Raw genomic sequence first — 21,610 nt, 5'->3', positions numbered from 1 at the left:
GGCGTCTGACTGACGCCACTTCGATGCAAAAAACGCGGTCATGATGACCGGCGAACACGGCAGGTCATGTGATCGCCACGCTATGCCTCAAGAGCGTTAGCGGCCTGCGTGCAGCGGGCTTGAATCGGCCTGCAGATCGCATGACCGCGGCCTGCGGCCATGCCCCTTGGCAAGCGCTGCGGCCCGGCGGGCGACCCGCGCCGTCGCGGCTGCCGCACATCGCCAAATGCAACCACCCAGCGCCAGCCACGTAAACTGCAGCACGGCAGCTGCTGCCGCCCCCCGGATCCTGGAGACGCCGTGACATCCCGCCTGCCCCGCCTGCTCACGCTGCTCGCCGTCGCCTTGCTGTCGGCCTGCGCCACCCAGGCACCGCATGCGCCACAGCGCTCCCCGGACGCGGTCAAGGCCGACATCGCGCGGCGCCTGCCGGCCACGCTGGGCGATCGCAACGGCTGGGCCGACGATGTCTACGTGGCGCTGTCCTCGCAGGGCCTGGACACCAGCGCCGAGCACATCTGCGCGGTGCTGGCGGTGACCGAGCAGGAGTCGACCTACCAGGCCAACCCGGTGGTACCCAATCTCGGCAAGATTTCGCGCGCCGAGATCGACCGCCGCGCCAGCACGCATCACATCCCCGGCTTCATGGTCGATGCCGCCCTGCGCATCGACTCGCCCGACGGCCGCAGCTATGCCACGCGCATCGCGAGCGCGCGCACCGAGCAGGAGCTGAGCCGCATCTTCGAAGACTTCACCGGCAGCGTGCCGCTGGGCGCGCGTTTGTTCGACGGGCTCAACCCGGTGCATACCGCCGGGCCGATGCAGGTCAGCATCGCGTTTGCCGAGCAGCATGCCGAGCGCTACCCGTATCCGCCCGGCGACTCGATCCGCCACGAGGTGTTCAGCCGTCGCGGCGGGCTGTGGTTCGGCACCAGGCACCTGCTCGGGTATCCGGCCAGTTACGACGCCCTGCTGTACCGCTTTGCCGACTTCAATGCCGGCTGGTACGCCAGCCGCAATGCCGCCTTCCAGGCGGCGCTGAGCAAGGCCAGCGGCATCGCGCTGACCCTGGACGGCGACCTGCTGACACCGGGCGCCGGTCTGGATGCACCCGGCGGCACCGAGCGCGCCGCACGCGCCCTGGGCAGCCAGCTGGCGATGAGCGACCGGCAGCTACGCCGCGCCCTGGAAGCCGGCAACTCTGCCGATTTCGAAGACACCGAGCTCTATCGCCAGGTATTCGCGCTGGCCGAGCGCAGTGCCGGCAAGCCGCTGCCGCGCGCGGTGCTGCCCGGCATCACGCTGGAAAGCCCCAAGATCACCCGCACCCTCACCACCGCCTGGTTCGCGCAACGCGTGAACGAGCGCTGGAAGCGCTGCATGGGTAAGTAAGCGACTGGCTTGCCGCGCTGCGAGCACTGCCTGCGCTGCGCATCGCCATCTCATTCCCCGCTCAGGCGACTGGTCAACACATCGCCGACAACAGGACCATGTTCCACCTTGCCATCGCTACCGCGTTGATAGTTGATGCCGACCCGACACGCGGCAGGGTGCATCTCCCAGACCCAGCCATACAGGGCGCGCCCGGTGTCTGGCGGCGAGCGCAGCGGCATGTTCATGCGCAGCCCATCGTCCTGGCCTCGGTCCAGTGTGCACATGACGGTGCCGGCGCCGTCGTCTTCAGCGTCCAGGTCGACGTCGTCCACATGGGTGATGGTGGCGATGATCGCTTCGGCAGTCACCCATTGCTGTAACGCGCGTGGAAGATCGGCAAGCGGGGGCGCAGCGCGTCCACCGGATGGCTCCTCGACAAATGCATCGCCCAACCCCACCTTGCGAAAGTAGTACTCGCTGCGGCCCAGCGTTTTCGAGCCATCCATGGCCGTTGCCATGTCTGCCAGCTCGTCGGCGCGCAGCAGGAACATGTCGGTCCCCGAGCGCATGACCACCAGCTGCGCATCGTTGGCATCGCTACCACTGGAGTCGCTGCGCAACCGAATATCGAGCGTCACGTGTTCGTCGCCAATCTCGGTATGCGTTACCTCGTAGCGGCCCGCATACGCACGCACATCGGTGCGTGCAAGGCTGCGATGATCGATTTTCCAGAACAGCAGGCGATACTGCCCGTTGGGCTCGATCGCCAGCATGCGATGCCAATCGATGTAAGACGACAGGTACACGCCGTGCAGGTCATTGCTGCACTGTGGCGCGTTGAAGATGCCCTCGAACATAGGGCGCTGCTCTGCGGGCAATGCCTCGCCATTGGTCGTAGGTGCATCGGCAACGGTTGCAGGGCCGTCGACAGCATCGCGAAGTCGGCTGTGCAGCGCCAACGCATCGACCTTGTTGACCCGCAACATCTGCATCGAAAACATCATCTGATCGATCTCGTAGACCTCGCCCGCAGCCAGTGCGCCGCACTCTTTGCGCGCGGCGGCGAGCAGGGCCGATGGGATCAGGGAGTCGCAGAATTCCGCCTCGCACAGGGACTGGTTGAAGAAGTCGTCCAGGCTCCAGCTCAGGTCAGCGGCGGCTTTGGAGACCGGGTCCAGGTAGACCACGTCTTCGTCGGTGGCGGTCAGCTTGCGGTAGTACAGCAGCGCGCCGAAGGGGGTGAGCGCGATCGGAATACGCCGCACCGCATCGGGTGGCGAGACGATCCAGCGATCCAGCACCGGTTGCCATTGCCGGGGGTCGATCAGCGCGAGTTGCATGTCGCCATAGTGCCCCAGTCCTTTTTGGCGCCAGAGTTCAAGCAGGCTGGCAGGCAGCACCGGCGCATAGGCGGCAATCAGGTCCGCCGGGGCAGGCTGCGTCTTGCGCGGCGGGTGCGCCTTGATAAAGGGGGACAGTGCCAAGCGGCGGAACCATGACATCAGACGGCCTCCAGTCAACGTTGCGTGCATTCAGTAAACCCAAATCGTGCCCAATGGCCCTGTGTGGACGCCGGGAAGCGTAGTTCATGCCGGGACATTCCCGCAGTCAGTGGCTGGCCGATCACCGGCGCGCGTGCGGTCCACGGGTGTGATCTGCCTCGATGGGCATCGCGTTCGACGAACCTCATCGGTCACGCTGTGGCGGTGCCGGACCGGCCGATGCGCTCGGCAATCGCTCCATCACAGGTCCGCCCCGCTTCGATCACCGAAACGCGTGCGGCCCGCACCAGTCGACAATGGCGCGAACACGACTTCTGGCAGAGGCGCCCGGCCCATCTGGCGGGTAGCATCGGACGGTCGCGCCGACCGCGTTGCGCGCTCCTTTCGTCCCGGAGAGTCTTTCATGCCCACCCCATTGCCGTTGCGGCAGCTGTTCGTCGCCATCGCCCTGGCCACCCTGCCGGCACTCGCCAGCGCACAGACGCCTGCTGTCACCGAGGCCGACTACGCCCGCGCCGAGCGCCTCACCAGCTATCTGGCGCAACCGCTGGTCGATCACCAGGCCACCCGCATCGACTGGCTGGACGCCACCCACGTGGTCTATGTCGACCACGATGCCAAGGGCAACCAGCTGTTGCAGCTGGACACCGCCACCGGCAAGAGCGCGCCGATCTTCAAGCAGTCCGCATTGGTCGCCTCGCTCAATACGCTGCTCAAGACCGGCGACAAGCCGCTCAAGGCCGACACCTTCGCCCCGGTGGTCAAGCGCACCGCCGATGGCCGCTACCGCCTCAACGTGCGCGACACCGCCGTGGTCTGCGATGCGCGTGCGCGCTGCAGCAAGCTGTACGCAAAGGACAAGGCCGAGCCGGGCGTGCTGTCGCCGGACAAGCGCAGCGAAGCCTTCATCCGCAACTGGAACCTGTGGGTGCGCGATCTTGCCAGCGGCCAGGAGACCCAGCTCACCCGCGACGGCGTGGAAAACTTCGGCTACGCCACCGACAACGCCGGCTGGCAGCACAGCGACAACGCCATCGTTGCGTGGTCGCCGGACTCGCGCAAGATCGCCACCTTCCAGCAGGACCAGCGCAAGACCGGCGACATGTACCTGGTCAGCACCAAGCTCGGGCATCCGGAACTGCAGTCGTGGAAATACCCGCTGGCCGGCGACAAGGACGTGACCATGATCGAGCGCGTGGTCATCGACGTGCCCACGCGCAGCGTGCTGCGCTTGAAACTGCCGCCCGACCAGCACCGCTCCACCCTGTGCGATGACGTCAGCTGCTCGCCGGGCCTGTGGGACGATGTGAAGTGGGCGCCGGACGGCAAGACGCTGGCCTTCGTCTCCACCTCGCGCTTCCACAAGCAGGCCTGGTTGCGCATTGCCGATGTCGCCACCGGCGACGTGCGCACCGCCTTCGACGAAACCGCCAAGACCTATTACGAAAGCGGCCAGGTCGCCGCCAACTGGGCGTACCTGCCCGGCAGCAACGAGGCGGTGTGGTTTTCCGAGCGCAGCGATTGGGGCCAGCTGTATCTCTACGACCTGGCCACCGGCAAGCCCAAGCGCGCGATCACCAGCGGCGAGGGCAACGTCACCGAACTGCTGCGCGTGGACCCGGTGACACGCACTGCGTGGTTTGTCGGCGTCGGCCGCAGCCCGGGCGTGGACCCGTATTACCAGCAGCTGTGGAAGGTGAGCCTGGACGGTGGTGAGCCGGTGCTGCTCACGCCAGAAGTCGCCGATCACAGCATTGCGCTGGCGCCCGATGGCGCCCGCTTTGTCGATACCTACTCCACCTCGGTCACGCCACCGATCACGCTGCTGCGCGATGCCGGCGACGGACGCACGGTCAGCACGATCGCCACTGCCGACATCAGCCGCCTCAAGGCGGCCGGCTGGGTGCCGCCGGAGCCGATCACGGTCAAGGCGCGCGATGGCAAGACCACGCTGTACGGCCTGATGTTCAAGCCCAGCAACTTCGACCCGGCGCGCAAGTACCCGATCATCGATTACGTCTATCCCGGCCCGCAGACCGGCTCGGTCCGCGGCCGCAGTTTCCTTGCCGGCCATGGCGACAATCAATCGCTGGCAGAGCTGGGTTTCATCGTGGTCGCCATCGACGGCATGGGCACACCGTGGCGCTCCAAGACCTTCCACGACACCTGGTACGCCAACATGGGTGACAACACCCTGCCCGACCAGGTGGCCGGCCTGAAGGAACTGGGCCAGCGCTATCCGTGGATCGACCTGGGCCGCGTCGGTATCTGGGGCCATTCCGGCGGCGGCAATGCATCCACCGCCGCGATGCTGCGCTACCCGGACTTCTTCAAGGTGGCCTGGTCGGAAAGCGGCAACCACGACAACCGCGGCTACGAGGACGACTGGGCCGAGAAGTATCACGGCGAGCACATCGTCAACAAAGACGGCAGCTCCAACTACGACGACCAGGCCAACGCCACCCACGCCAGCAAACTCAAGGGCAAGCTGATGCTGGTGCACGGCACCCTGGACGACAACGTGCCGCCGTATCTCACCCTGCTGGTGGCCGATGCCCTGATCAAGACCAACAAGAGCTTCGACATGCTGATGCTGCCCAATGCCAAGCACGGCTATGGCGAGCTCACCCCGTATGTCAGCCGCCGCCGCTGGGACTATTTCGTGCAACACCTGCTCGGCGCCACGCCACCGGCCGACTACCAGATGAAGCCGATGCCCAAGAACTGAGCGGTGTGCACGGCACCTCTCCTTAGAACGCCAATGCAGCAACGTGCAGACAACGAACCGCCACACGTGCCACTCGGGGTGGCGCCGGCCGTACGTGCTGGCGCTGTACGCTTCCACAGCGCTGGAACCTGCTGATGACGACTGCGCTGTGCACCGGCAAGTGGAACATCGCTGGCCGCCGACGCGCTTCAGATGGCGGGCTGACGGAAGAGTGTGGACATCCACACGCCTCCGCCAGCCCGGCCACATGCTCACCAGTCCATGGCGACCCGATGCACGTGGCTCGGCAATGCAGCCACCTCATCCAACCATGCAATGCCGATCGTCAGGCAGTGGCGGGGTCGGGAATCGTCGCGGTGGCGGGCGTTGCCTGGTTGTACTTGATCGAGGCGATTGTATTGCACAGTCCCACCAAGGTCTGCCAATCCTGGTTGGCGGAATTCAGATTGGACTGAAGCTGTGGCAGGTTCAAATTGGTGACGTTTCCGTTGCAGTTGGTCAAGTCCGTCACCACGGTATTCAACTCGGACTCAAGCTCTTGCCAGACCTGCAACACCAGGGAAATCTGCGTGCTGGCCGCTTGCGAAAGCGCGATCAATCCATTGACCTGGTCATTCAGCACCGCAAGGCTCGCCGCCTGCTGGGTCACAGCATTCATATTGCTGTTGTCGGCCTCTACCTGGCTCTTCAACGCCTGAATCTTGTTCGATGCGATGACCATCGTCGTGATCAGCGCTGCGGCGGCGACGATCCCGAATGCCAAGCCGATCCCGAACGAGAAAATTGCAATCACCGCACCAGTAAAGAAGGCGACACCTGCGGCAATCGCAGATGCCGTCTCGACGGTTTGCCAATGGCTGATTTCCGACTGCAGCGACGCGATATCGGCCTTGAACGCAGCGATCTTGGCCTGATCCACCTCCTGCTCCTTGGTCGAGTCAACGACTGCCTGCGCCAGCACTGCCGCATCGGATGTCAGGTTATTGCTGAATGTAGTGATGGACTGCTGGACATTCACCGCGCTCTGCGTATAGGACGTGATTTGGGAGATCATGCTGCCGAACTGAGACTTCAGCGCAGCAATCGCAGCGGCATTGGTCGGATCGTTCTGCAGCACCGCCACCAGGGAATTGATGGTGGACATGCTGACATTGAAGGAAATGCCATAGCCCGCAATCGAGTTGGGGATACTGACGAGATTGGTCGCAATCGGATACCAGCCATTGGCGTGAATCTGTGCATCGCTGAACGCTGTCTGGAACGTGCTGTACCACGTGGGCGAAGGCGAGATCGTCGGCAACTGCGTATTGCCGATGCCCAAGACATAGGCCATGACCGCATTATTGGCATTGAATGCGTTTGCAAGTTGCTGATCGATGGGCAAGGGATCGTTGGAGACGGCAGCCAATACACGCGAGGTACCGATCGCACTCGCGATGCTGGTCACCTGCGGGGCCGAACTCAGAGCAAAGGGAAAAAACGGCTTCTTCTGCGCTTGCATGGATCGTCTCCTGATGCTGTCAACCAATGAATCGAGGAATGTCACCGCCAGATCCGGACCGCTGGTTCTCGGATCCAGACGTTCTGTTTACGTCACCTGCGTGTGGTCCAATGGATCCGTTCGCCTTGGGTCCATGCCGGATTGCGACCACCGATGCCCGAGCCCGGACGCGTTGGACGCTCCATCAACGCTTGCCATTGAACACAGCGACTGCCGGCCTGCTGCCACAACGGGACAGCGCCGATGATCGATGCTCTCGAGAACGCTGCCGTGCTATCTGCGAAAGCACCGAGTGCCCGAGAACCCCAGCATCCCCGAACCGATGCGCGCCGACCCGTCGATTTGTCTCAGCCGGCACATCGTCCGGCAGGTGCAGGCTCTACCATGCCGATCGCCAGTGGCGTCCACAAACAGCGGATGCGCTGGTCGATCACCTTCACTGCAATGGCGATCACGCCGCATCGGGGTTCGCCCCGGCGCGCTCAGCCGGCAGTTCGCGTCGGCACACCCAACAGGCCAATACGCCGGAACCACATTTCCAGCGGCACCGTCACCAGTGGCGGCAACGCGGCCAGCAGGCTCAGCGCCCACGCCCACCACGGCCAGCGCAAGCGCAGCGCGGCAAGCACGCTGACCGCCACATAGAACAGGAAGGCCCCGCCATGCAGGCGCCCGAACAGCCACACCACAAGCTCGGTGGTGTGCGTGCCGTACTTGAGCAACATGCCGAGCAACAACCCGGCCCAGGTCAGCCCCTCGATAAAGGCGGCCACCGCAAACAGCCGGCCGATCGGCGACAACGCAGAAGAAGCACGCATGCAACACTCCAGACGGACAGGGATTGCCGCGACGCGATGGCGGCGGCGACGCCCGCTGGCAGTTGCATTCTACAGAGCGCATCGCGCATCGGCAGCCGGCCCGCGTTCCTGGCGATAATGGTGGCCCTTGCACCACCTGCCGGCCTCCCATGCGCACCCTCTTCTTGCTTGCCGTGCTTGCACTGGCACTGCTGCCCACCACCTCCATCGCCGTACAGCTGCAGGACGGCGACTTGCTGTTCGTCACCGCCGCCCGCACCGGCCTGAGCGGCGCCATCGACGATGCCACCGCCAGGCAGGATGCCCCCAGCTTCGATCACGTGGCACTGCTCGCCCATGACGCTACCGGACAGGTGCTGCTGCACGCAGACGAACAAGGCTCGCGGCAGCAGCCGCTGCAGGCATTCGTCGAAGAAGCCAACGCCAAGCATCGGCAGATCCATGTGTACCGGCTGACGGAAGAACAGCGCAATGCGATCCCCGGCGCCATCGCACAGGCACGGCGCATGCTCGGCAAGCCTTACAACCAGACCTACGTGCAGGACGACAACAGCTACTACTGCTCGGACTTCATCGAACGCGCGTTTCGCGCCCAACACGTGTTCGTCCTGCAACCGATGAACTTCAAGAACCTGCAGACCGGCAAGATCTCGCAGTACTGGACCGACTTTTACCGCAGCAAGGGCATGGACGTGCCGCAAGGCCTGCCCGGCACCAACCCGAACGATATGGCGGCTGCTCCCGTGCTGGCGCATGTCGGCCGTTTGAATTGATGCGCGGGAATGCCGCGCGTGGTCAGGAGAGAACGTTGAACAAGGCATTGCCGGCAGGGCTGCTCGCCTTGTCACTGGTTGGCTGCATCAATGCACCACCCGCACCGCAGGAAAAGGCGGCTGTGCCGCAGCAAGCACCGGCACCTGCCAAAGCGGCCATGGCCACCGCGCTAGCTGGGCAACGCGGCGAAGGCCAGCCGTACGAGATTGTCGACAGCCAGGTTTGGGATGTCCCGGATCCGGCATCAGGCCGCCGCTATCAGGTCGTTGTCGGCTTGCCGGCCGGCTACGCCGACCACCCGGAGCGTCGCTATCCGGTTCTTTACGTCACCGATAGCGACTATGCGTTCCCGGTGGTGCGGCAGATCGCTCGCCGCTTGAACGGCGACGGGCCGGCGATCAAGGACTTCATCCTGGTCGGGCTGTCCTACGCGGTGGGCGATGAGCCAATGCCCAGCCGGCGGCGCGATTACACCCCGACGCTGGAAAATGGCGGCACCGCACCGCCCAATGCAACCCACGGTGGCAGTACGGCCTACGCGTCCTACCTGCGCCAGCAGGTGCTGCCCTTCATTGCCGGCCGCTACCGAACCGACGAAGGCAAGCGCCTGTTTCTCGGGCATTCCTACGGTGGCCTGCTCGGCACCCAGATCCTGTTGAGCACACCGCAGATGTTTTCCGGCTATCTGCTTGGCAGCCCCTCGTATTGGTACGGCGAGCACGCCACGGCCGCGCAGGAAAAGCGCTTCGCTGCGGTACACACCGATGCGCCGGCGCGGGTCTACATGTATGTCGGCGAGTACGAGCAGGTGCGCTACAACAAGCAGTACGACATGGTGATCGATGCCAGGAACCTGGTGCAGACGCTGCGCGCGAGACAGTATCCGTCGCTGCAGCTGGAGCTGGAGGTGCTCAACGACGAAGATCACCTGAGTGTCGCGCCGCGTGGCATCACCCATGGGCTGAAGTTCCTGTTGGGCACCAAGGCTCCCTGAGTGCAATTCCGCGCGCCTGGTTGCGCGGCGCAAGCCGACGCATCTCCGGCGGCGCATCGCAAGCACATCAGTGCCGTGCGGGCGCCGCCAATGCACGGCATGCACAAGCTCTTGCCAACGCCCATACATGCGCCGGCCTAGTGTGTGCACATCTATACAGCGTGCCGCACGCAGCGCATTCCGCCTGCGATTGTTGAGCACACGCAGAGGTGTACATGGCTTTGATTCATTCCATCCTGATGGGCGCCGTCGCCGGCATGCGCTCGATGACGCCGCTGGCGGCGGTCACCAATGCTGCGCGTACCGGCAAGCTTCCTGCCGACAACGGCGCACCGCCGCTGCTGGCCAATCCGCTGGCGTCGGCCGGCATGCTCGCGCTTGCCGGCGGCGAACTGGCAGGCGACAAGATGAAAACCGCGCCCGACCGCATCGTGCTGCCCGGCATGATCGCGCGCATCGCCACCGGCGTGATCGTCGGCGCGGCCCTGGCTCCGCGCCATCAGCGCGGCGTCGCCGCACTGCTGGGAGCGTCCACCGCAGTGGCGGCCGCCTATCTCACCTTCAACCTGCGCATGCGTGCGATCGACCGCTATGGCCAGACCAGCACCGGCGTGGTCGAAGACGCGATCACGGTAGGCGCGGCGACGTTGATCATGCGCGATGCGGCCAAGCACTAACGCAATTTAGCCTGTCACCCGCTGCAACCGCAGGCCGCACCACGACGATGGTCATTCCATCGTCTCCATGGCGCAGCAATAACCCGGTGTCCGTTCGCGCTGCGGCAGTCGCAGCAGCGCAAGTCTCACAGCCTACGCAGGCCGGTAGATCGCACAGAGCTTGTTGCCGTCCGGGTCGCGCACGTAGGCCAGCCACACCGGCCCCATGCGGCTCTCACGCACGCCCGGTGGATCTTCGATGGACACACCACCTGCCGCCACCGCAGCGTCATGGAATGCCTGCACCTGCTCGGGCGAGCCGCAGCTGAAGCCCACGGTGGCGCCGTTGCCGCTGGTCGCGGGCGCATCGTTGATCGGCTCGCTGACAACGAACGTGCTGCCGGCATGGCGATAGAACAGGCGCACATGACCAGACCCGGCTGGGTTAACCAGTGGCTCCGCCGCACCGAGGACGCCGCCGAGCACCGCATCGTAAAACTGCCTGGATCGCGCAATATCGTTCGATCCCACCATCACATGATTCAGCACACATCACTCCTGTTCGTATCGAAGGCGCACAGCTTAGGCCAGCACGTGGATATCCGGCAGCATTCGGCGAACAGCTGTATCAGCCGTCACGCCCATGCGGCGCCTGCAGATCCAGCACCGGCCCCAGCGGCACGATGCCGGTGGGGTTGATCATGTCGTGACTCTGGTAGTAATGGTGCTTGATGTGCTGGAAATTCACCGTGTCTGCGATACCCGGCATCTGATACAGCTCAAGCAGGTAGCCGGACAACTGCGGATAGTCGGCAATGCGCCGCAGGTTGCACTTGAAATGGCCGACATACACCGCGTCGAAACGCACCAGCGTGGTGAACAGGCGCCAGTCCGCTTCGGTGAGCCGGTCGCCACACAGGTAGCGCTGCTGGCCCAGGCGCGCATCCAGCCAATCCAGGCTCTCGAATAGCGGCACCACCGCCTCTTCGTACGCAGCCTGCGTGGTGGCGAAGCCTGCCTTGTACACGCCATTGTTGACGGTGTCGTACACGCGCGCATTGATCGCATCGATCTGCTCGCGCAGCGGCGCCGGATAGAAATCGCCGGGCGCAGCACCGACCGCGTCGAAGGCGCTATTGAACATGCGGATGATGTCGGCCGACTCGTTGCTGACCACCGTGTTGCGCTCGCGATCCCATAGCACCGGCACGGTCACGCGCCCGGAATACTGCGGATCCGCCTTCAGATAGACCTCGTACAGATGCTGCGCCTGGTGGAGCGCATCGCCCACCACGCCCGGCCCTGGCGCAAACGTCCAGCCCTGCTTGCCCATCAGCCAGTGCACCACCGACACATCGATCATCGACTCCAGACCTTTCAGGCGCCGGAAGATCAATGTGCGATGCGCCCACGGGCAGGCCAGCGACACATACAGGTGATAGCGCCCGGGAGCGGCCTGAAAGCCACCGTCCCCATGCGGGCCGGGGCTGCCATCGCGCGTCACCCAATTGCGGAACTGCGATTGCGAGCGTTCGAAACGCCCACCGCTCTTGTCGGTGTCGTACCAACTGTCCTGCCACTCGCCATCGACCAATAGGCCCATTTAGCTCTCCTTCTGCAACGTTGAAGGATCACCGTAACGCAGACGATTTGGAGGCAGCGCGATGGTCGGGCGTTTCATCGGCAAACACAGCGTTGCAGTAGGCCTGCACGCCCTATGAGCAACAGACGCAGATCGGCCCACAACGCAGGGCGAAATTTCGCCGAGGTCGACAATATACTAAAGGTAGGTTACTAATGGTAATTAAATCCCACCGGACCAATCCATGCACACCCTGATCGTCGTTGCACACCCGGACACCCAATCATTGACCCACGCGGTCGTCGCCCGCCTCGCCGATGGGCTCGCCACCACGCAGGCCGGGCACTCGGTCGAGATTGCCGATCTGGCGGCGGAAGGGTTCGACCCGCGCTTCACCGCAGCGGACATCGCCTTGTTCCAGAAAAAGGCGCCGGCACCGGCAGACGTCGCCGCCGAACACACGCGGCTCGATCGGGCCGACGCCCTGGTGTTGGTCTACCCGATTTATTGGTGGTCGTTTCCTGCTTTGCTCAAAGGCTGGATCGACCGTGTGTTCACCAACGGCTGGGCCTATGCAGAATCGGAAAACGGCAACGTGGTGAAAAAACTACAGCGCCTGCAGATCCACCTGGTGGCTGTGGGCGGTGCGGACGCAGGTACCTTCGCTCGCCATGGCTACGACCAGGCCATGCAGACGCAGATCGCCCACGGCATCTTCGATTACTGCGGCGCACCGGTCGCAACATCGCAGTTTCTGCTTGCCTCCGATCCTGGCTTTCCGGCAGCGCATCTGGAGACCGCGTGGGCGATTGGCCGTAAGCTGTTTGCCGACCACCGCCCAAGCGCCCCAGAGTCTCGATGAGTCCACCGCCCGATGTATCGCCACGTCGCCGCCTGCCCAGGGAAGAACGCACGCGTCAGCTTCTGGCCAAGGCATGGCAACTGATCGGCGAGGAAGGCACCGATGCCCTGACGCTGGGCAGGCTGGCCGACGCGGCCGGCGTGACCAAGCCGGTGGTGTACGACCACTTCGGTACCCGCAACGGGCTGTTGGCCGCGCTTTACCAGGATTACGACGCGCGCCAGACGGTAATCTTCGACGCCGCCGTCGAGGCCGCTGCGGCGACCCTGCAGGACAAGGCCCGCGTGATCGCCACCAGCTACGTCAACTGCGTGCTGACCCAGGGACGCGAGATCTCCGGCGTCGTCGCTGCCCTCACCGGCTCCCCGGAACTGGCCGCCGTCAAGAAACAATACCAACACGCCTTCATCGCAAAGTGCGCAGCGCTGCTGGCGCCTTTTTGCGCATCATCCGGCATTTCGTCCGCCAGCCTATGGGCCATGCTCGGCGCTGCCGACGCACTATCCGACGCAGCCGTTGCCGGCGATCTCAGCGAAGCGCAGGCGCAGCACGAACTGCAGGCGATCATTCTGGGCATGGTCGAGCGAAACGGTTAACCCGGCAAGGCAACAAGGAAGTTGCCGGTCACTTGAGCCATCATTGGACAGCTGGACTGACCTGCGTGTCATTCCAGAACGCGCGACGCATTGCAACGTCCCAGAGCTATCTTCGGCTGACCGAAGCGAACGCAATGACCACTGGCTGTTGAAGCCCAAGACATGCAACGGCAAGGCAACACATGTTGCCTTGCCGAAATTTGGCGACACACGCTACTTGGCAATCACCGACGTGCCGGAAGGCACCATGTAGCAGGCCTGCGCCTTCTTGCAGGCATCGGCATTGAGTTCGGCGATCTGGCTGGCCAGGTACTGCTCGGGCGTCAGGCCCATGCGGTTGCGGTATGCATTGTCGGCATCGGCCTTGGCGACCTGTTCCTGCTCGCGTTGCCGCTCTGCAGTCGTCGCCTCGACCAGCGTCTTGACACGCTGTTGCTGCGCAGCGGTGAGGTTCATCTGCTGCAACACGTCCGGATTAGGGCGCGCGCGTCCGAGCGTGATGTTCTGGATCTGGATCGGCAGGCCTTGTTGCTTGACCAGCGCGCTGACGTTCTGGGTGACCGAATCGTCGATTTTCCTGGCGGTATCCGGGTCGCTCATCATCTTGGTCATGTCGTAGCGCTTGACCTGATCGCGCACGATGGACGCGTACTGGCTGGCGACATTGTTCTTGAACCAGTCCTGCCCAAACCCGGACAGCAGCAAGGCCGGGGCGGTGATCCGGTACTGGATCTGGGTCGAGAAGTCCAACAGGATATTGTCGCTGGAGGAGAAATCGTCGAAGGCCACCTGCACGGTTTGCGGGGTGACATCCACATACGACGCAGAGGTGGTCAACCAGGTGTACGTGCGCCCTGGATCACGCACATCGTCCAAGCGGATGCCCCCCTTGCCGAAGAACAGGGGTTTATCCACCAGCACGGCTTGTTGCCCCGGATCGGGCGAGACCACCGTACACGCACAGAGCAAGCCGGCCAGCCCGAAAGCCAGCATGGAATTCTTCATCAATGTCCCCTTGAATGGATGGGCGTGAGGCCCCTCCGGTATGGGGAAAGATTATCCAATCCGGGATGCGATCGCACCCCGGCCTCCCGCATGACGGGCGGCAATACGTCGCTGCATGCAAGCACGTGCACGCAGGCCTTCCAGCCGCGTGCTGAGAGCTGAACCTGGCGCACGCCCTGCGCGGCGATTGGATGCATCCCCGGCAGCGACGCCCGCACTGCCGCAGCCCATCCAGTCTGTCATTGGCGCGCGCACCCAAGGATCGGCGAAAATAGCCGCGGTCCGGACGCTCCGGCCTGCGGCGGCAGCGGTCCAGGCCAGCGTGGCCGCTGGCCGCCATCCATCGCGTCCACCGCGCCGCCCGCTGCATGCGCTTCGCCTTCTGTCGCTCTTTTTCGGATCCATCTTGAACACCAACGCCCCACCCCCGCCCGCCGACGACCTGCCCCTGACCGACCGCCTGCGCGCGGCGCTGGACCTGCTGGAGGCCATCGAGGCAGACCGCAGCGTGCTCGACACGCTGCCCGAGGCCGACCGCGTGCGGCTGCACCAGGTGGTGGCCAGGGTCTATCACCCCGAGCCCAAGGCGCGGCGGCAGCTGCTCAAGCAGCGCGAGCGCGAGCGGCACCAGGAGAAGGTGCGCAAGGCCGAAGCGCTGCTCGAGCAGCGCGGCATCCGCGCACTGCGGCGCAAACCGGTGTTCAGCACGCCAAACTTCTTCCCGCCGCATGCCGCCGGCCTGCACGACGCGCACAACGGCCAGAACGCCGCTGCCGCACCGGAGCCCACGCATTCGCCGGAGTTGCGCCACTGCTACGTCTGCAAGCAGAAGTTCACCCAGCTGCATCATTTCTATGACCAGATGTGCCCGGCCTGCGCCGAGCTGAACTACTTCAAGCGCACCGAAACCGCCGACCTGCGCGGACGCGTGGCGCTGCTGACCGGCGGACGGGTCAAGATCGGCTACCAGGCCGGTTTGAAGCTGCTGCGCGCCGGCGCGGAACTGATCGTCACCACGCGGTTTCCGCGCGATTCGGCCGCGCGCTATGCGCAGGAGCCGGACTTCAGCGAATGGGGCCATCGCCTGCAGGTGTTCGGCCTGGATCTGCGCCACACCCCCAGCGTGGAAGCGTTCTGCAGCCAGCTGCTGGCCACCCGCGACCGGCTGGACTTCATCATCAACAACGCCTGCCAGACGGTGCGCCGCCCGCCGCAGTTCTACGCGCACATGATGGCCGGCGAGACCGCCGCGCTGCATGAGTTGCCGGAAACCGTACGCAACCTGGTCGGCCATTACGAAGGCCTGCGCACGCCCGAACTGCTGCGCGATGCCTCGGCAATGGCGCTGCCGGCGGTGCATGGCCGCGGCCTGGACGGCGCCGACGGCCTCACCCGTGCTGCAGAGCTGTCGCAGGTGGCGTTGCTGGACGACGAGCTGGTCGGCCAGCAGCACCTGTTCCCGGAAGGCCGACTGGATCAGGACCTGCAGCAGGTGGATCTGCGCGGGCGCAACTCCTGGCGTTTGCTGATGGACGAAGTGCCCTCGGTGGAACTGCTGGAAACCCAGCTGGTCAACGCCATCGCGCCCTTCATCATCAACGCGCGGCTGAAGCCGCTGATGCTGCGCACGCCCGAGCGCGACAAGCACATCGTCAACGTCTCGGCGATGGAAGGGCAGTTCTACCGCAACTTCAAGACCACCCGGCATCCGCATACCAACATGGCCAAGGCCGCGTTGAACATGATGACGCGCACCTCGGCGGCCGATTACCAAAACGACGGCATCCACATGAACAGCGTCGACACCGGCTGGGTCACCGACGAGGATCCGGCGGACATCGCCGCGCTCAAGGTCCAGCAGGAACGCTTCCACCCGCCGCTGGACATCGTCGACGGCGCCGCGCGCATCGTCGACCCCATCATCCACGGCGCCAACACCGGCGAGCATGTGTGGGGGCAGTTCCTCAAGGACTATGCGCCGACGGATTGGTAAGGGCTCTCAATCGGCAGGTGCCTGCACCGGCGCCTGCTGCGAATGTTGCCGCCATGTGCATAACGGCCGAGCTCCCTTGTCGCCCCATTGACTGCAACGCCGCTAGCGTCACGGTCAATCAACCGAGACGCCCACATGACAGAGCACGGCAAGCCCAACCCGATCATCGACACCCTCTCCAACGTCATCGGCGCCATCCGTGCCGACGACGACATGCACGACCTGGCCCAGGCCCACGATGCGCTAGAGCCCAAGGCCATCGAGAAGCTGACGCCGGCCGAAGCCCGGCAGCAGCCGACCATTGCCGATGCGGTCAAGAAGCTCTTGCACGACCAGGGCAAATCCGCCGACCCGGAGGCGCTGGTGCCCGGCGTCAAGCGCACCTCCCACACGCTGGAAACGCCCGCCGGCAATCTCCCGGCCTTCGTCTATACCCCGCAAGGTGGCACCGCACTGCCGGTCATTGTCTATTTCCACGGCGGTGGCTGGGTGATCGCCAATGCCGAGGTCTATGACGGCGGCGCGCGCGGGCTCGCCAAGGAAACCGGCGCCATCGTGGTTTCGGTCGACTATCGCCAGGCGCCCGAACACAAGTTCCCCGCCGCCTGGGACGACGCGCTCGCCGCCTACGAATGGGTGCTGGCAAACGCGGCAAGCATCGGCGGCAACCCGCAGCGCGTCGCACTCGCGGGCGAGAGCGCCGGCGGCAACCTCGCCATCGCCACGGCCGTGGCCGCACGTGACAAGGGGCTACCGGCACCGACGCATATCCTGGCGGTCTACCCGGTCGGGCAGACCGGCAGCCTGCACACCGAGTCCTACATCGAAAACGCCATCGCCAAGCCTCTGAACAAGGCCATGATCGAATGGTTCGTGGGGCACCTGATCCGCAGCGACGCCGACAAGGCAGATACCCGTCTGGACCTGGTCAACGCCAACCTGCGCGGCCTGGCACCGGTGACGATCATCAACGCCACCATCGACCCGCTGCGCAGCGACGGCGCCAAGCTGGAAGACGCACTCAAGGACGCCGACGTACCGGTCGAGCGTGAGGTCTACACCGGCGTGACGCACGAGTTCTTCGGCTGCGCCGCAGTCGTTGCCAAGGCCAAGGCCGCACAGGAGTACGCAGGCAAGCGGCTGCGCGAGTCGTTCCGCTAACCAAGGCACAGCGTCTGGCACGACGGGCGTGCCACGCGATAGCAGGAACAGATAATGTCCACACGAGGGCCGCCCTGGCATACCAGGCGGCCCTCTTTTTTGATCCTAGTTTGTGCGTTATTAAAACTATTACTGTCGGGACAGGGTATTGGCTCCGAGCCTGCCTCTTACGCAGCACGATGCGACAGGCCTAGGACTAAAAAGGACTACCACAGCAATTCCTGCCGCAGCCATTGCATGTACGATCCGGCCAGGGGAGGAGTCGCGGTCAGACAAGGAGTTCGCCATGCATGGGATCCACTCCAAACGTACCATCGCCTATACGCAGGTCAGGCGCGCCCTGCAATCCGGCCGCTATCGACCCGGTCAGCGCATCGATCCGACAACGCTGGCTGCCGAGTTCAAGGTTAGCCCCACGCCAGTACAACTTGCGTTGCATCGCCTGGTCGGCGAAGGCCTGGTCATCGATCACGCACGCTATGGCTTGCAGGTGCCGCTGCTCACCGAGGTCGCGCTGCGGGATCTTTACGACTGGATGGACCGCCTGCTGCGGATGGCCTGCGATATCGGCGTTGCATCGACACCGCACGCCGCTGGCGAGTTGGAGACCACCACCGCACCTGCGGACGTGGTCAAGCAGACCTGGAAGCTCTTCGACGCCATCGCCCATGCCACGGCGCATTGGTCGCTGCATCATGCCGTCAGGCAGACCAACGACCGGTTGGCACCGGTGCGACGTGCCAAACATGGCCTGCTCGACTCTCTCGAAGAAGAACTGGCAGAGCTCACGCTGCACTGGCAGCAGCGCAACCTTGCCGCGTTGCAGACAGCGTTGCATGCCTATCACGTACGCCGCATCCAGGCCGTGCCGCGCATCGTGGCGGTCATGAATGAGCGCATCAATCAGGCTTCCAGCTTCGGCGATTGAGTGTCGTCAGCGCAGCACATTGCAGGACCTGCATGCTGCTTGCGAGCTGCCTGTGACGTGCGCCTGATGTGGCGTGAAAGGTGCGATGCGACGCCACCGGCCAGGTTTCCGCGGTCATCTTCGATGGCGGTCACACAGTGCATTTAATTATGACGGTGTTACGACTTAATCATTTGAAAATCAATACACCCGTTTCCTAACGTGTCTGTGTCATGGATCCCCATGACACAACCAGGAGACAGCGATGAACATCAATGACACCACCTACAGCGATGCATCCAGCGAGATCACGGTGCTTGGCGTTGCCAGCACCGACACCAAAGGCGGCCCGCTCGCTGGCGAAGAAATCGGCGGCTTCAACGTGCCTGGCATTTCCGAAGAGTGAACCCGAGGCGTGCCTGAGTGCACGCCTCTTCCACCAGGAGTAGAGACCATGGATACCAGCAACAACGACGCGCACACCACGACGTTTGGTCAGGATCTCATCGTGCTTGGGATCGCAAGCCTGGACACACAGGGCGGGCCACTGGCAGGCGAAGAAATGGGTGGCATCACCACGCTGGGCATCAGCCAGGACTAGGCGCTGCCAACGCGCGGCAGTCGCCACTCGGCTGTACATGCCGGTGAGCAACTTCCCAGGCCAAGGGGCGCACTGCAACGGTGCGCCCCTTCTCCCTCTCAAGGACAGCGCCATGCACCGCTACACATTGCGCAACGACCTAACGTTCTGCCGCATTGGCGAGCGCCTGGTGTTCCTGGATGTCGGCAACGACCGCTACTTCCGTCTGCCCGAGGTACTGGAGCACTCCCTGCTCGCCTACCTGGCACATGACCCGGTGTCGGACCTGGAGATCAACGACCTTGTCGGACAGGGCTTATTGGTGGAACGGGCGCAAGCGACCGCCGGACCGCAGCTTCCCGTCATACCTGTTGTGCGTAGCGCGATGGAAATGCCTGTACCGGCGCGACGACCACAGCTGCTTGAAAAGCTCGAGGTGCTGGCACTTGTGCTGTCCACACGCCTGGCGTTGAAGCGCAGCCCACTTGGCAGGGTACTTGGCAGCCTCTCCGATGGAGCACAGGGTCGGGGGATGCAGCAACGCTCGCTCGCCGGACTCGAGCAACGGCTCACCGATGCAGCGTCCGTCTTCCGGCGCGCACGCGTGTGGGTGCCGGTCGAGATGCGCTGCCTGCTCGATTCAGTCGCATTGGCAAAATTCCTGCGTAGGCGCCAGCTTGACGCCCAGCTTGTCTTCGGGGTTGCACTCGATCCGTTTTCGGCCCATTGCTGGGTACAGACAGGCGATCTGGTCTTGAACGACACGGTCGGCAACGTCCACGCGCATACCCCCATCCGGGTGGTGTGATGTACCGCTACATCGCCTTGTTCAACCATGCGCAGGCGCACCGCGATGGCGACCGCGCCGGTATCGATGCGTCGTTGCGCCAGATCGGGTTACAGCTACGGCAACGCGCTGGGCACATCGACCTGTATGCCTCAGACGACACGCCCGTGCTCGGCTTGCCTGGTGGTGGCGCTCTGATCGGCCATGTCTTTTCGCAGCGCGACAACGCCCCCTTGCTGGACGGCGCATCGCTGCATGCGTTGTCCACGCGGCATCTGATCGAGACGCACTGGGGCGAGTACCTGCTGTTGCATGCACCGCGCGCGGACCCGAGCGCCATCACCGTCATGCGCGAGCCTTCCGGCGGCGTGGCATGCGTTTACGCGCTACAGCATGGCTTCATCGCTTCAGACATCTCGATCGCCACGCATGCGGGTGTGTACACGCGTGAGATCGACTGGGACTCCATCGCCCATCATCTGCACTACCCGCACCTCAAGACCGAGCGCACCGGGCTTGTCGGCGTGCGCGAATTGCTGCCGGGCAGCCAGCTGTGTCTGCAGTCCAACCACAGCCGTGTCGAGCAAGTCTGGAGCCCCTGGGATTTTGTCGCAGCCTCTCGGCGCCGGCACGACCCACTCGACGCACAGGCACAGCTGCGTCAGGCGGTGGCCTCCAGCGTCACGTGTTGGGCGCGGACCGATGCGTCCGTGCTGCTGGAACTCTCTGGCGGCCTGGACTCCTCCATCCTGGCTGCATGCCTGAAAGACACCACCGCGCGCGTGGCGTGCTGCAATCTGGTCACGCCGGTGCCTGGCGCCGACGAGCGGCACTATGCCCGGCAGATGAGCGATCTGTTGGGCACCGAGCTGATCGTGCGCACCCTGGGGTTCGACGCTGCACCGGTCGATTTCGCACCGCCGGCACATGCGGTCGCGCCCAGCACCTGGTTTCTGCAGCATGCCTCCAATGCGCTGAAAGAAGCGATCGGCACGCAGCTGGCCATCACCAGTTTCTTTTCCGGCGGCGGTGGCGACACCGTGTTCTGCAACACCAGAACCGCCGCGCCCGCCGCAGACGCCTTCCGTGCAGGCGGCCTGCGCGCCGGCTTCAGCGCAGTCCATGCACTTGCCGAACTGCACCAGTGCACGCTGTGGAAAGCAGGCAGGTTGACGATCAAGAAACTCCTCGCCAAGGCCGGACCGCCACGCAAGCCGGAGCGATCGTTCCTGCCAGGCACGCAGGCTGAGATTCCATTGCAATCGCATCCCTGGTTCGATGCCCCACCCGACAGCCTGCCCGGCGACCGCGAACGTATCGTCGATCTGGCCGGCACCCAGGTGTTCCGTGATGGACTGGCGCGCAGTGCGTCGTGGCACCTGCGCATGCCGCTGCTCTCGCAACCGGTGGTGGAGGCCTGCCTGACAGTGCCGAGCTGGATGTGGATCGCTGGCGGCCGCAATCGCGCCGTCGCACGCGATGCGTTTGCGGATGTGCTGCCTGCGCAGATCCTGCATCGCCGCAGCAAAGGCACCTTTATGAACTACTCCGGCGCGGTCTATCGTCGGGGCAGGCAGCAGATCCGCGATTATCTGCTGCAGGGTCGGCTTGCAGGCCAGGGGCTGCTGGACACCGATGCCCTGCGCCACCATTTCGACCACACAGTGGCCGACGGCGACCACAGCGTCATGCGCATCTTCGACCTGTGTGCGGTCGAGAACTGGGTCCGTCATCAGCGCTGAGGTTGCCTGCGCTGCGTAGATGCGTGGCGCCCGCATGCCAACGTGGCA

20 protein-coding genes are annotated in these 21,610 nt (G+C 64.3%); 14 read left to right on the top strand and 6 right to left on the bottom strand.

The genetic code is table 11. The features are described from left to right. Positions 1–300 precede the first annotated feature (300 nt). Entirely contained in the window at positions 301–1,392 is a 1,092-nt protein-coding gene (locus tag ABQY74_RS03465) for a DUF1615 domain-containing protein (RefSeq protein ID WP_349793407.1), read from the top strand. Positions 1,393–1,442: 50 nt separating this feature from the next. Here the strand turns inward: ABQY74_RS03465 and ABQY74_RS03460 are convergent, their stop codons facing one another. Continuing rightward, positions 1,443–2,876, bottom strand: a complete 1,434-nt coding sequence (locus tag ABQY74_RS03460) for a GAD-like domain-containing protein (RefSeq protein WP_349793405.1) — start codon at positions 2,874–2,876, stop codon at positions 1,443–1,445. Positions 2,877–3,279: 403 nt separating this feature from the next. Here ABQY74_RS03460 and ABQY74_RS03455 point away from each other — a divergent pair, with 403 nt between their 5' ends. Beyond that, positions 3,280–5,604 (top strand): DPP IV N-terminal domain-containing protein, encoded by a 2,325-nt coding sequence (locus ABQY74_RS03455; RefSeq protein WP_349793403.1) that lies wholly within the window; start codon positions 3,280–3,282, stop codon positions 5,602–5,604. A gap of 325 nt (positions 5,605–5,929) precedes the next feature. On the opposite strand, the gene ABQY74_RS03450 is transcribed toward ABQY74_RS03455, so the two are convergent. Both ABQY74_RS03450 and ABQY74_RS03445 read right to left on the bottom strand, forming a co-directional pair. Further along, the gene (locus ABQY74_RS03450) at positions 5,930–7,105 is read right to left on the bottom strand and encodes an HBL/NHE enterotoxin family protein (RefSeq protein WP_104623450.1); all 1,176 of its coding nucleotides are present in this window, start codon (positions 7,103–7,105) and stop codon (positions 5,930–5,932) included. 482 nt (positions 7,106–7,587) lie between these two features. Continuing rightward, positions 7,588–7,923: a DUF3817 domain-containing protein gene (locus tag ABQY74_RS03445; protein WP_065046138.1), complete on the bottom strand. Its 336-nt coding sequence runs from the start codon at positions 7,921–7,923 to the stop codon at positions 7,588–7,590. A 149-nt stretch (positions 7,924–8,072) separates the two neighbouring features. Here ABQY74_RS03445 and ABQY74_RS03440 point away from each other — a divergent pair, with 149 nt between their 5' ends. The 3 genes from ABQY74_RS03440 (at position 8,073) to ABQY74_RS03430 (ending at position 10,368) form a co-directional block, all read left to right on the top strand. Continuing rightward, positions 8,073–8,696, top strand: coding sequence for a YiiX/YebB-like N1pC/P60 family cysteine hydrolase (locus ABQY74_RS03440; protein WP_349793401.1), 624 nt, complete (start codon positions 8,073–8,075; stop codon positions 8,694–8,696). After that, on the top strand, positions 8,696–9,691 hold the full coding sequence (locus tag ABQY74_RS03435) for an alpha/beta hydrolase (protein ID WP_039531075.1): 996 nt from the start codon (positions 8,696–8,698) through the stop codon (positions 9,689–9,691). Before ABQY74_RS03440 ends, ABQY74_RS03435 begins: the two co-directional genes overlap by 1 nt. Before the next feature lie 215 nt (positions 9,692–9,906). Next, complete coding sequence (locus ABQY74_RS03430) at positions 9,907–10,368, top strand: membrane protein (protein ID WP_024937826.1); 462 nt, start codon at positions 9,907–9,909, stop codon at positions 10,366–10,368. Positions 10,369–10,500: 132 nt separating this feature from the next. On the opposite strand, the gene ABQY74_RS03425 is transcribed toward ABQY74_RS03430, so the two are convergent. Together ABQY74_RS03425 and ABQY74_RS03420 are read right to left on the bottom strand one after the other, a co-directional pair. Next, entirely contained in the window at positions 10,501–10,896 is a 396-nt protein-coding gene (locus tag ABQY74_RS03425) for a VOC family protein (RefSeq protein WP_104575195.1), read from the bottom strand. 79 nt (positions 10,897–10,975) lie between these two features. Next, a complete protein-coding gene (locus ABQY74_RS03420; RefSeq protein ID WP_349793398.1) occupies positions 10,976–11,950 on the bottom strand; it encodes a glutathione S-transferase family protein in 975 nt (324 codons plus the stop codon). 223 nt (positions 11,951–12,173) lie between these two features. Here ABQY74_RS03420 and ABQY74_RS03415 point away from each other — a divergent pair, with 223 nt between their 5' ends. After that, entirely contained in the window at positions 12,174–12,791 is a 618-nt protein-coding gene (locus tag ABQY74_RS03415) for an NAD(P)H-dependent oxidoreductase (protein WP_349793396.1), read from the top strand. Then, positions 12,788–13,387 carry a TetR/AcrR family transcriptional regulator gene (locus tag ABQY74_RS03410; protein ID WP_184352817.1) on the top strand — a complete coding sequence of 200 codons (600 nt, stop codon included), beginning with the start codon at positions 12,788–12,790 and terminating at the stop codon, positions 13,385–13,387. Before ABQY74_RS03415 ends, ABQY74_RS03410 begins: the two co-directional genes overlap by 4 nt. 213 nt (positions 13,388–13,600) lie before the next feature. Here ABQY74_RS03410 and ABQY74_RS03405 read toward each other — a convergent pair whose 3' ends face one another. Further along, positions 13,601–14,380 (bottom strand): SPFH domain-containing protein, encoded by a 780-nt coding sequence (locus ABQY74_RS03405; protein WP_047129562.1) that lies wholly within the window; start codon positions 14,378–14,380, stop codon positions 13,601–13,603. A 418-nt stretch (positions 14,381–14,798) separates the two neighbouring features. On the opposite strand from ABQY74_RS03405, the gene ABQY74_RS03400 reads away from it, so the two are divergent. The 7 genes from ABQY74_RS03400 to ABQY74_RS03370 all read left to right on the top strand — a co-directional run bounded on the left by ABQY74_RS03400 (position 14,799) and on the right by ABQY74_RS03370 (position 21,562). After that, on the top strand, positions 14,799–16,385 hold the full coding sequence (locus ABQY74_RS03400; protein ID WP_166764039.1) for an SDR family NAD(P)-dependent oxidoreductase: 1,587 nt from the start codon (positions 14,799–14,801) through the stop codon (positions 16,383–16,385). Positions 16,386–16,520: 135 nt separating this feature from the next. Next, on the top strand, positions 16,521–17,546 hold the full coding sequence (locus ABQY74_RS03395; RefSeq protein WP_039523261.1) for an alpha/beta hydrolase: 1,026 nt from the start codon (positions 16,521–16,523) through the stop codon (positions 17,544–17,546). A gap of 148 nt (positions 17,547–17,694) precedes the next feature. Beyond that, positions 17,695–18,474, top strand: coding sequence for a GntR family transcriptional regulator (locus ABQY74_RS03390; RefSeq protein ID WP_349793394.1), 780 nt, complete (start codon positions 17,695–17,697; stop codon positions 18,472–18,474). 244 nt (positions 18,475–18,718) lie between these two features. Continuing rightward, on the top strand, positions 18,719–18,859 hold the full coding sequence (locus ABQY74_RS03385) for a lasso peptide xanthomonin 1 (RefSeq protein ID WP_104538648.1): 141 nt from the start codon (positions 18,719–18,721) through the stop codon (positions 18,857–18,859). A gap of 48 nt (positions 18,860–18,907) precedes the next feature. Beyond that, a complete protein-coding gene (locus ABQY74_RS03380; protein WP_104533192.1) occupies positions 18,908–19,054 on the top strand; it encodes a benenodin family lasso peptide in 147 nt (48 codons plus the stop codon). A gap of 112 nt (positions 19,055–19,166) precedes the next feature. Continuing rightward, positions 19,167–19,841 (top strand): lasso peptide biosynthesis B2 protein, encoded by a 675-nt coding sequence (locus tag ABQY74_RS03375; RefSeq protein WP_167707702.1) that lies wholly within the window; start codon positions 19,167–19,169, stop codon positions 19,839–19,841. Further along, positions 19,841–21,562: a lasso peptide isopeptide bond-forming cyclase gene (locus tag ABQY74_RS03370; RefSeq protein WP_349793391.1), complete on the top strand. Its 1,722-nt coding sequence runs from the start codon at positions 19,841–19,843 to the stop codon at positions 21,560–21,562. Before ABQY74_RS03375 ends, ABQY74_RS03370 begins: the two co-directional genes overlap by 1 nt. Positions 21,563–21,610 lie beyond the last annotated feature (48 nt).

The organism is Xanthomonas sp. WHRI 7064 (assembly GCF_040202355.2).
Classification (GTDB): domain Bacteria; phylum Pseudomonadota; class Gammaproteobacteria; order Xanthomonadales; family Xanthomonadaceae; genus Xanthomonas; species Xanthomonas arboricola.
The sequence above is the reverse complement of the archived record's forward strand: the minus strand, read 5'-3'. Positions and strand labels throughout refer to the sequence as shown.

Coding starts and splice junctions, on each gene's coding strand:
- ABQY74_RS03460 (WP_349793405.1), bottom strand. CDS start 2,876: ATGTCATGGTTCCGCCGCTTGGCACTGTCCCCCTTTATCAAGGCGCAC.
- ABQY74_RS03455 (WP_349793403.1), top strand. CDS start 3,280: ATGCCCACCCCATTGCCGTTGCGGCAGCTGTTCGTCGCCATCGCCCTG.
- ABQY74_RS03450 (WP_104623450.1), bottom strand. CDS start 7,105: ATGCAAGCGCAGAAGAAGCCGTTTTTTCCCTTTGCTCTGAGTTCGGCC.
- ABQY74_RS03445 (WP_065046138.1), bottom strand. CDS start 7,923: ATGCGTGCTTCTTCTGCGTTGTCGCCGATCGGCCGGCTGTTTGCGGTG.
- ABQY74_RS03440 (WP_349793401.1), top strand. CDS start 8,073: ATGCGCACCCTCTTCTTGCTTGCCGTGCTTGCACTGGCACTGCTGCCC.
- ABQY74_RS03435 (WP_039531075.1), top strand. CDS start 8,696: ATGCGCGGGAATGCCGCGCGTGGTCAGGAGAGAACGTTGAACAAGGCA.
- ABQY74_RS03430 (WP_024937826.1), top strand. CDS start 9,907: ATGGCTTTGATTCATTCCATCCTGATGGGCGCCGTCGCCGGCATGCGC.
- ABQY74_RS03420 (WP_349793398.1), bottom strand. CDS start 11,950: ATGGGCCTATTGGTCGATGGCGAGTGGCAGGACAGTTGGTACGACACC.
- ABQY74_RS03415 (WP_349793396.1), top strand. CDS start 12,174: ATGCACACCCTGATCGTCGTTGCACACCCGGACACCCAATCATTGACC.
- ABQY74_RS03410 (WP_184352817.1), top strand. CDS start 12,788: ATGAGTCCACCGCCCGATGTATCGCCACGTCGCCGCCTGCCCAGGGAA.
- ABQY74_RS03405 (WP_047129562.1), bottom strand. CDS start 14,380: ATGCTGGCTTTCGGGCTGGCCGGCTTGCTCTGTGCGTGTACGGTGGTC.
- ABQY74_RS03395 (WP_039523261.1), top strand. CDS start 16,521: ATGACAGAGCACGGCAAGCCCAACCCGATCATCGACACCCTCTCCAAC.
- ABQY74_RS03385 (WP_104538648.1), top strand. CDS start 18,719: ATGAACATCAATGACACCACCTACAGCGATGCATCCAGCGAGATCACG.
- ABQY74_RS03380 (WP_104533192.1), top strand. CDS start 18,908: ATGGATACCAGCAACAACGACGCGCACACCACGACGTTTGGTCAGGAT.
- ABQY74_RS03375 (WP_167707702.1), top strand. CDS start 19,167: ATGCACCGCTACACATTGCGCAACGACCTAACGTTCTGCCGCATTGGC.
- ABQY74_RS03370 (WP_349793391.1), top strand. CDS start 19,841: ATGTACCGCTACATCGCCTTGTTCAACCATGCGCAGGCGCACCGCGAT.